Source organism: Sphingomonas sp., assembly GCF_025362505.1.
Classification (GTDB): domain Bacteria; phylum Pseudomonadota; class Alphaproteobacteria; order Sphingomonadales; family Sphingomonadaceae; genus Sphingomicrobium.
The window spans coordinates 1-8,023 of sequence record NZ_JANYGG010000054.1; the positions used below are offsets into that span (position 1 = coordinate 1).

Annotated in this window: 8 protein-coding genes, 1 tRNA gene and 1 pseudogene; 8 read left to right on the forward strand and 2 right to left on the reverse strand. The window is 67.4% G+C overall.

Annotation, left to right across the window (positions count from 1 at the left end):
• Both Q0R27_RS04415 and Q0R27_RS04420 read left to right on the forward strand, forming a co-directional pair.
• The coding region (locus Q0R27_RS04415) for a hypothetical protein (RefSeq protein WP_293941359.1) at positions 1-804 on the forward strand (804 nt) is incomplete at its 5' end.
• Positions 805-897: 93 nt separating this feature from the next.
• On the forward strand, positions 898-1,998 hold the full coding sequence (locus Q0R27_RS04420; RefSeq protein WP_293941362.1) for a serine hydrolase: 1,101 nt from the start codon (positions 898-900) through the stop codon (positions 1,996-1,998).
• Positions 1,999-2,049: 51 nt separating this feature from the next.
• Here the strand turns inward: Q0R27_RS04420 and Q0R27_RS04425 are convergent.
• Positions 2,050-2,124: transfer RNA gene (locus tag Q0R27_RS04425), tRNA-Gly, on the reverse strand.
• A gap of 229 nt (positions 2,125-2,353) precedes the next feature.
• Between Q0R27_RS04425 and Q0R27_RS04430 the strand changes: the two genes are divergently transcribed.
• Positions 2,354-3,265 carry a tetratricopeptide repeat protein gene (locus Q0R27_RS04430; RefSeq protein ID WP_293941365.1) on the forward strand — a complete coding sequence of 304 codons (912 nt, stop codon included), beginning with the start codon at positions 2,354-2,356 and terminating at the stop codon, positions 3,263-3,265.
• A complete protein-coding gene (locus Q0R27_RS04435) occupies positions 3,262-3,891 on the forward strand; it encodes an LON peptidase substrate-binding domain-containing protein (RefSeq protein WP_293941368.1) in 630 nt (209 codons plus the stop codon). Before Q0R27_RS04430 ends, Q0R27_RS04435 begins: the two co-directional genes overlap by 4 nt.
• Before the next feature lie 37 nt (positions 3,892-3,928).
• Here the strand turns inward: Q0R27_RS04435 and thrS are convergent, their stop codons facing one another.
• A complete protein-coding gene (thrS, locus tag Q0R27_RS04440; protein WP_293941371.1) occupies positions 3,929-5,956 on the reverse strand; it encodes a threonine--tRNA ligase in 2,028 nt (675 codons plus the stop codon).
• A 196-nt stretch (positions 5,957-6,152) separates the two neighbouring features.
• On the opposite strand from thrS, the gene Q0R27_RS04445 reads away from it, so the two are divergent.
• The 4 genes and pseudogenes from Q0R27_RS04445 to Q0R27_RS04460 all read left to right on the forward strand — a co-directional run.
• Positions 6,153-6,521 carry a hypothetical protein gene (locus Q0R27_RS04445; RefSeq protein WP_293941374.1) on the forward strand — a complete coding sequence of 123 codons (369 nt, stop codon included), beginning with the start codon at positions 6,153-6,155 and terminating at the stop codon, positions 6,519-6,521.
• Positions 6,515-6,715, forward strand: a complete 201-nt coding sequence (locus Q0R27_RS04450) for a helix-turn-helix transcriptional regulator (protein ID WP_293941377.1) — start codon at positions 6,515-6,517, stop codon at positions 6,713-6,715. The genes Q0R27_RS04445 and Q0R27_RS04450 overlap by 7 nt, the downstream gene beginning before the upstream one ends.
• A gap of 100 nt (positions 6,716-6,815) precedes the next feature.
• Positions 6,816-7,580, forward strand: a complete 765-nt coding sequence (locus Q0R27_RS04455) for an alpha/beta hydrolase (RefSeq protein ID WP_293941380.1) — start codon at positions 6,816-6,818, stop codon at positions 7,578-7,580.
• A pseudogene (locus tag Q0R27_RS04460) lies at positions 7,577-8,023 on the forward strand (hypothetical protein); the annotation flags it as partial. The gene Q0R27_RS04455 and the pseudogene Q0R27_RS04460, both read left to right, overlap by 4 nt.

Consider the following 8,023-nt stretch of genomic DNA (forward strand, 5'->3'; position numbering starts at 1 on the left):
ACGCGCATCGCCGCCGCATTGCTGCTGCTGATCGTCGGCGCCGCGCTCGCCACCTGGGCGCTCGCCCGCTCGGCGCCCGCCGCGCAATTGTTCGGGGTTGCGCCCACCGCCAGCCCCCTTGCCAGCACCGCGCCAGAGCCCGCTGCAGACGCGACCATCGTCGAAGCTCCGCAGGAGGCCGCGCGTCTCGCCGCTGTCGAGGGCCGCCTTGCTGCGGTGGAGAACGCCGCTCAGCGAGCACAGGGCTCCGCCGGCCGCGCCGATGCCTTGCTCGTTGCCTTCGCCGCCCGCCGCGCGGTCGATCGCGGGCTGGCGCTCGGCTATCTCGAACCTCTGCTGGTCGAACGCTTCGGCGCGGGCCACGAACAGGCCGTCGCCACCATTGTCACCGCCGCGCGCCAGCCGATCCGCCTCGACGCCCTCATCGACCAATATGACCAGCTCGGCGATACGCTGCGCCGCCCGGGACCTGAGGAAAGCTGGTGGACTGGGGTCCGCCGCGAGCTCGGCGCGCTCGTCAGCATCCGGCGCGCCGACATGCCGTCGGTCCGCCCCCAGGCCCGCTTCGACCGCGCCGAGGAACGCTTGCGCCGCGGCGAAGTCGATGGCGCGCTGGCCGAAACCATGCGCCTCCCCGGGGTTGCCCGCGCCGAACCATGGGTCACATCGGCGCGCCGCTTCGTCGCCGTCCACCGCGCCCTCGACGAGATTGAGAGCGCCGCGCTGCTCCCGACTGCCGTGCCGGCTCAGGTTCAGGCACCGCCGCCGCCCGCACCGATCCCGGCCGCTACCCTCAAACAGTGACTTGAACCCGCGCCTGCGCTTTGGCACGGGTCATCTGGCGGTCAGCTTGGGCGGGCTAGACCCGCGATCGACATTGCAGAGGTAGCGTAGGGCATGACGGCAAAAGTGACTCTCGGACTGGTCGGCGCGCTGCTCGCCGGCCCTGCGGCAATGGCCCAGATGCCCTATCAGATACCTTACCCCCAGCCGTCATTCCCCCAGCAGTCCCCGCCGCTCGCTTCCCCCGTCGCCTACGCTCCCCAGACTCCGGCCTATCTGCGCGACCGGATCCAGGCCCTCGGCGCCAGCTTTAGTGGCCGTATCGGCATCGCCGTCCGCTCGGTCGACGACGGCTGGCAGACCGGCTGGCATTCCGAAGAACTCTATCCCCAGCAAAGCGTCAGCAAGCTGTGGGTCGCGATCACCGCGATGGACGCGGTCGATCGTGGCGCGGTCCGGCTTGACGACCCTGTCACCCTGACCCGCACCGACCTGACCCTGTTCCACCAGCCGATCGCGGCGGCGATCCTCAACAAGGGCGCCGAGACGACCACGCTTGGCCGGCTGCTCAACGACGCCATCACGATGAGCGACAATACCTGCAACGACCGGCTGATGCGCGCGGTCGGCGGGCCGTCGGCGGTGCGCGCGATGATCGCCACCAAGGGGCTCGGCGCGATCCGCTTCTATGAAGGCGAGCGCGCGCTGCAGTCGAAGATCGCCGGGCTGACGTGGAGCCCGAACTTTTCGACCGGCGGCGGGTTCGAACGCGCCCGCAACGCCCTGCCGCTGTCGCTGCGCCGTTCGTTATTCCAGCGCTACATCGACGAGCCCTATGACGGCGCCGCGCCGGCCGCGATCGTGCACGCGCTCGCCCGGCTCAAGCGCGGACAACTGCTGTCCCCCTCCTCGACCGCCTTCCTGCTCGGCACGATGGGCCACACCAAGACCGGCGCGAACCGCCTTAAGGGCGGGCTCGAGCCCGGCTGGACGCTCAGCCACAAGACCGGCACCGGCCAGGTGCTGGGCGCGGTCCAGGCGGGCTATAACGACATCGGCGTGGTCACCGCCCCCGACGGGCGCAGCTACGCCATCGCGGTGATGATCAAACAGACCACCACCCCGCTGATCGTCCGCATGAACCTGATGAACGACGTCGTTCGCGCGGTCATCCGCCAGCACGAGCTGGATGGCGGCAACAACATCACGCTGTGACCCGGGCGCGACTGGCCGTTGACTGATTCCAACGGATTTCTGGCTGAAGACTGGAGCGGGCGAAGGGATTCGAACCCTCGACCCCAACCTTGGCAAGGTTGTGCTCTACCCCTGAGCTACGCCCGCTCGGCGCCGAACCGGTCCGCCCTTGCGGGAGGACGGTGGGTGAGGCGGGGCGCTTAGCATCGGGGTTTGAGGGCGGCAACCCTTCTTTGCCATCGACCGGCCCCAGCCTCATCATCCGCCTCATCATCCGCCTCATGATCCGCCTCATCATCCGCCTCGGCATGCGCGCCCTTGTGACGCCCTCGCCAAGCGCACATATGGCAAGCGACAGTGGCTTGGAGGCGTTTCGTTGGCGACCCTTGGGATGAGTGAGGAGGAACGCGAGGCCCTCGCCAAGTTCGAGCGCGAGGTGATCGACCCGTCGATGACCAGCCTCGTCATCCTCGATTTCTGGGCCGAGTGGTGCGCCCCGTGCAAGCAATTGTCGCCGGTGCTCGAAAAGGTCGCCGCCGACTATGCCGACCAGGGCGTGGTGCTCCGCAAGATCGACGTCGAGACGGACAAGATGATCGCGGCGCAGTTCCGCATCAAGTCGCTCCCGACGGTCTTTGCGATGTTCCAGGGCCAGCCGGTCGCCGACATGACCGCCTATCGGACCGAGGCGCAGCTCAAGAAAGCGCTCGACCAGATCCTCGCCCAGTTGCCGGTAAAGGGCGCGGCGCAGGACCTTGCGGCGCAGATCGAGCCGCTGCTCGCGATGGGCGAAGAGGTGCTGGCGACAAGCGATGCGCCGCGCGCGGTATCGATCTTCCGCCAGATTCAAGAGATGGCGCCCGACGATCCCGCGGTGATCGGCGGGCTGGTGCGCGCGCTGGTCGCCGACCGCAAGTTCGACGAGGCCCGCGCGGTGCTCGACGCGGTGCCGGCCGACGTCGCGAAGAACGCCGCGGTCCAGCGCGCCCGCGCCGCGCTCGAGGTGTCCGACGTGCCGCTGGCCAGCGCCGACACCGCTGAGATCGAGGCAAAAATCGCCGCCGATCCCGACGACCACGCCGCGCGGGTCGAGCTTGCCAATGCGCACATGGCCGGTGGCGACCGCGACGGCGCGGCAGATGCCTTGCTCGATTCGATTTCGCGCGATCCCGCCGCCAATGACGGCGCGGCGCGCGCGCGGCTGCTGCAATTGCTCGAGGCCGCCGGTTACGAGGACCCGTGGGGCCGCGCGCAGCGGCGGCGGCTGTCGGCGTTGCTGTTCACATGAGTGCCAAGCCGGTCCGGATCCCGATCTTTGCGCTCCCCGGCGCGATTCTGTTCCCACGCGCGCAGTTGCCGCTTCATATCTTCGAAGAGCGCTACCGCGACATGATCCGCGACGCGCTGGCGGGCAAGGCGCAGATCGGGATGATCCAGCCGAGCGAGCCGGGCGACCACCCGCCGCTCTATCGCGTCGGCTGCGTCGGCGAACTGATCGGGGTCGAGGAGCTCGACGACGGGCGGTTCAACGTCGTGCTGCAGGGCTCGCGGCGCTTTCGCCTGATCGCCGAACCCGACGTCGGGACGAGCTATCGCCAGGCCGACATCGAGCTTGGCCAGTTCGACGACAGCGATCCCGATCCACTCGCGCTGGCAATGCGCGCGGCGGTGGAGCGCGAGGCGCGGCAGTTCGGTGACGCATTGGGGCTGATGGTCGACTGGGACGCGGTCGGGCGATTGGACGACGAGATGCTGGTCAACGCCATCGCCCAGGTCGCGCCGTTCGACATCGGCGCGAAACAGGCACTGCTCGAGGCGCCGACGCTGGCCGACCGCGCCGAATTGGTAGTCCAGCTGATGCAGTTCCAGCGCCTCGCGCCGGGTGGCGCGGATTCAGGGCAGACGATGCAATAGCTTTTTGTCTGGGCCGGTGCCGTTCTGCACACAAAATCTATCTTAAATCCGGCGGCACCGCCTCGCTCGCCATCATCGCCACCGCGTCGGCCAGGCTCATCACCTTCTGGTACTCGTCCGATCCCAGCCGGCGGATCGCGACCGTCCCCTCCTCGGCCTCGCGCTTGCCGACGACCAGCAGCAGCGGGACCTTGGCGAGACTATGCTCGCGCACCTTGTAGTTGATCTTTTCGTTGCGAAGGTCGGTCTCGGCGCGGATCCCGGCCGCCTTCAACTTCGCCAGCACCTCGCTGGCATAGCCGTCCGCGTCGGACACGATCGTCGCGACCACCGCCTGGACCGGCGACAGCCACAGCGGGAATTTCCCCGCATGATGCTCGATCAGGATGCCGATGAACCGCTCGAACGTGCCCAAAATCGCGCGGTGCAGCATAACCGGACGATGCCGCGCGCCATCTTCGCCGACGTAAGAGGCGTCCAGCCGCTCGGGCAGCACCGTGTCGGTCTGGATCGTGCCGACCTGCCACGTGCGCCCGATCGCGTCGGTCAGGTGGAACTCGAGCTTGGGCGCATAAAACGCCCCCTCGCCGGGCAATTCCTCCCAGCCATATTTGGCGGTGTCGCGCCCGCTCGCCCCGACCGCGTCGCGCAAGCTCTGCTCCGACCAGTCCCACATCGCGTCCGATCCGAAGCGCTTCTCCGGACGCAGCGCCAGCTTGATCGCATAACTGTCGAACCCGAGATCGCGATAGACGCTGTCGAGCAGGTCGCAGAAGTCGCGGACCTCGTCGATCAGCTGGTCCTCGCGCACGAAGATATGCGCGTCGTCCTGGGTGAACTGGCGCACCCGCATGATCCCGTGGAGCGCGCCGTGCGGCTCGTTGCGGTGACAGCAGCCGAACTCGGCCATGCGGATCGGCAGGTCGCGATAGCTCGTGATGCCCTGCTTGAAGATCAGCACGTGCGCCGGGCAATTCATCGGCTTCAATGCCATCAGATCGCCCGTCCCCGCGAGCACCGGCACCTCGTCGTCGACGCCCTCTTCCCCAACATGCGGGATCTCGTCGGGCACGACGAACATATTCTCGCGATATTTGCCCCAGTGGCCCGACTTCTCCCACTGGCGCGCGTCCATCAGCTGCGGGGTCTTGACCTCGTCATAGCCCGCCGCGTCCAATCGCCGCCGCATATAGGCTTCGAGCGCGCGCCACAGGATAAACCCCTTGGGGTGCCAGAACACCGATCCATGCGCTTCGGCCTGGAGGTGGAACAGGTCCATCTCCTGCCCGATCCGGCGATGGTCGCGCTTGGCCGCTTCTTCGAGCCGGACGAGATGCGCGTCGAGCTGCTTCTTGTTGAGCCACGCCGTGCCATAGATCCGGCTCAGCATCGGGTTGGCCTGGTCGCCGCGCCAGTACGCCCCCGACACCCGCGTCAGCTTGAACGCGTTGGGGTCGAGCTTCCCGGTCGAGGGCAGATGGGGCCCGCGGCACAAATCCATCCATGCATCCTCGGCGCGCCCCGACCGATACATGGTGATCGCCTCGCCCTCGGGCAGCTCCATCACCCACTCGGCCTTGTACTGCTCGCCAGACCTTTCGAAGAATGCGCGCACATCCTCGCGCTGCCACTCTTCGCGCACCAGCGGCTCGTCGGCGGCGATGATGCGGCGCATTTCGGCTTCGATCGCGGGCAGATCCTCTTCGGTAAACATGCCCCGTCCCGGCGCCGGGGCGAAATCGTAGTAGAAACCGTCGTCGGTGGCCGGCCCGAATGTGATCTGGGTTCCCGGGAACAGTTTTTGCACCGCCTCGGCAAGTACGTGCGCATAGTCGTGCCGAAACAGCTCGAGCGCATCTTTCTCGTCGCGCGCCGTGACCAGGGCAAGGCTCGCGTCGCCGTCAAACGGCCGGTTGAGATCGCGCAGTTCGCCATCGACCCGCGCTGCCAGCGCTGCCTTGGCAAGGCCGGGGCCGATCGCGGCGGCAATGTCTGCCGGCGTGCTTCCCTCAGCCACTTCGCGCATGGAACCATCGGGAAGGACAATTTTGAACATGGTGGACATAGGCAGCCTCTAGCGGCGCCAGCGTCCGCCCTCAACCCGCCATCAAACGAGCGACCTTGTCATATTGTAAATGTCGCTTGACAAAATATCGACCTGAATGTAAATGTCCCTTTACAAACTGAAAGGGAACATTGTCATGCCAATTCGTTTTCGCTCTCCGGCTCAACGCGCGTACACTTGGCGTGTTGGCCTTGCGATGGGGGTCTATCTGGTGTCGCTGCCTGCCGCGGTCCAGTTCGTCGGCAAGGGCCAGATACCCCACGACAACCCGCTTGCCTGGCTGCTTGCGCTGATCCCGGGCATCGCGGTTGCGGCGGTGTTCTGGGCCTATGGCAAGCTGCTGGTCGAGGAGACCGACGAATATGTCCGCATGGTGCTCGTCCGCCAGTCGCTGATCGCCACCGGCTTCACGCTCAGCATCGTCACCATCTATGGCTTTTTCGAGAATTTCGGACTGGTTGGGCACGTCGATGCTTTCTACGTCGCCGTGCTGTGGTTCGTCGGTCTTGGCGTCGGCGCGCTGGTCAATCGGGTGACGCTCGGCTCGGGCGCGGCGCCATGCTGAACCGCCTCAAGGTCCTCCGCGCCGAGCGCAACTGGAGCCAAAGCGACCTCGCCGATCGCCTCGCCGTCTCGCGCCAAAGCGTCAATGCGATCGAGACCGGCAAGTATGACCCCTCGCTCCCGCTCGCCTTTCGCATCGCCGAACTATTCGCCTTGCCGATCGAGTCGATCTTCACCTCGCCGACGAATGGATAAAGCGAGCGGCGGGCCGCCCATCGCGCGTTCGGTTCGGTGCCGCACCGCCGCCGTCGATTGCCGCAATGACGAATGCCGGTCGATTGGCTAAGGTCGACGAATGACCGACCTTGCCTATTTCGATCCGGGCAATGCCCGCCGCATCGCCTATCGCTACCGGACAGCCACCGACCCGCGCCGCCCAACGCTCGTCTTCCTCCCCGGTTATGCTTCGGACATGGATGGGACAAAGGCGGTCGCGGTCGATGCCCTGGCCGAAGCGACGGGATGCGGGTGCCTGCGGCTCGACTATTCGGGGACCGGGTCGTCGGGCGGCGAGTTCGCCGACGGGACGCTCGCCCGCTGGCTCGACGAAGTGGTTGCGGCGATCGACCTGCTGGCCGAGGGGCCGCTCGTTCTCGTCGGCTCGTCGATGGGCGGCTGGCTCGCGCTCCACGCGGCGTTGAAGCGCCCCGACCGCGTCGTCGCGCTGGTCGGGATCGCCGCCGCGCCGGATTTTACGGATTGGGGCTTTTCGAGCGAGGACAAGCTTACCCTGCTGCGCGACGGCCAGCTCGTTCGCCCCAACCCTTACCGCGAGGAAGGCAAACCCGATCCCGGGACCACCCACCGCGGCTTCTGGCAGTCGGGCGAGGCGATGCGGCTGTTGTCGCTGCCGATCGCGGTCGATTGCCCGGTGCGACTGCTCCACGGAGAGAAGGACGAGACGGTGCCGGTCGGGGTTCCGTTGAAGCTGATCGGCCAATTGCGTTCAGCCGATGTCCAGCTGCTGCTGGTCAAGGACGGCGGACATCGCCTGTCGGAGCCGCGCGAGATCGATGCGCTGCTGCGGCTGCTCGCCCCGCTCGTGGAGACTGCCGCATGATTGTCGCCCTTTTGCTCGCCACCGCCCCTTTGCTCGCCACCGCTGGGCCAGCCGCCGCCGCCGCGCCGCTGACCGCCGAAACCGCCGAAGCGCAGGCGACCGCCACCCGGTCGCGCGCGTTGTGGGGGATCGGCGGCAACCTGCGCCTCAAGGCCGGCGATGCCGTCGGGGCGGCAAAGGATTTCGATCAGGGCCTCGCCATTCCCGGCGGCACCGCGCTCGATCGCGGCGAATTGCTGCTCGACCGGGCGCGGGCGGCTCAGGCGGCGGGCGACATCGCCATCGCCGAGGCGCGCGCTGCAGAAGCCGCGCGGCTGGTCCCCGGCGATCCGTTCCTGTGGTATTTCCGGACCACGCTGGCGGTCGCGGCGGGCGACGTGCCGCGGGCGAAGATCGCGATTGCGCGGGCGCTGTCGCTGGCGCCGAACGATCCCACCATCCTG

Excerpts from the sequence above, each read along its gene's own strand:
- thrS (WP_293941371.1), bottom strand. The coding sequence starts at position 5,956 with ATGTCCACCATGTTCAAAATTGTCCTTCCCGATGGTTCCATGCGCGAA.
- Q0R27_RS04420 (WP_293941362.1), top strand. The coding sequence starts at position 898 with ATGACGGCAAAAGTGACTCTCGGACTGGTCGGCGCGCTGCTCGCCGGC.
- Q0R27_RS04450 (WP_293941377.1), top strand. The coding sequence starts at position 6,515 with ATGCTGAACCGCCTCAAGGTCCTCCGCGCCGAGCGCAACTGGAGCCAA.
- Q0R27_RS04455 (WP_293941380.1), top strand. The coding sequence starts at position 6,816 with ATGACCGACCTTGCCTATTTCGATCCGGGCAATGCCCGCCGCATCGCC.
- Q0R27_RS04445 (WP_293941374.1), top strand. The coding sequence starts at position 6,153 with ATGGGGGTCTATCTGGTGTCGCTGCCTGCCGCGGTCCAGTTCGTCGGC.
- Q0R27_RS04435 (WP_293941368.1), top strand. The coding sequence starts at position 3,262 with ATGAGTGCCAAGCCGGTCCGGATCCCGATCTTTGCGCTCCCCGGCGCG.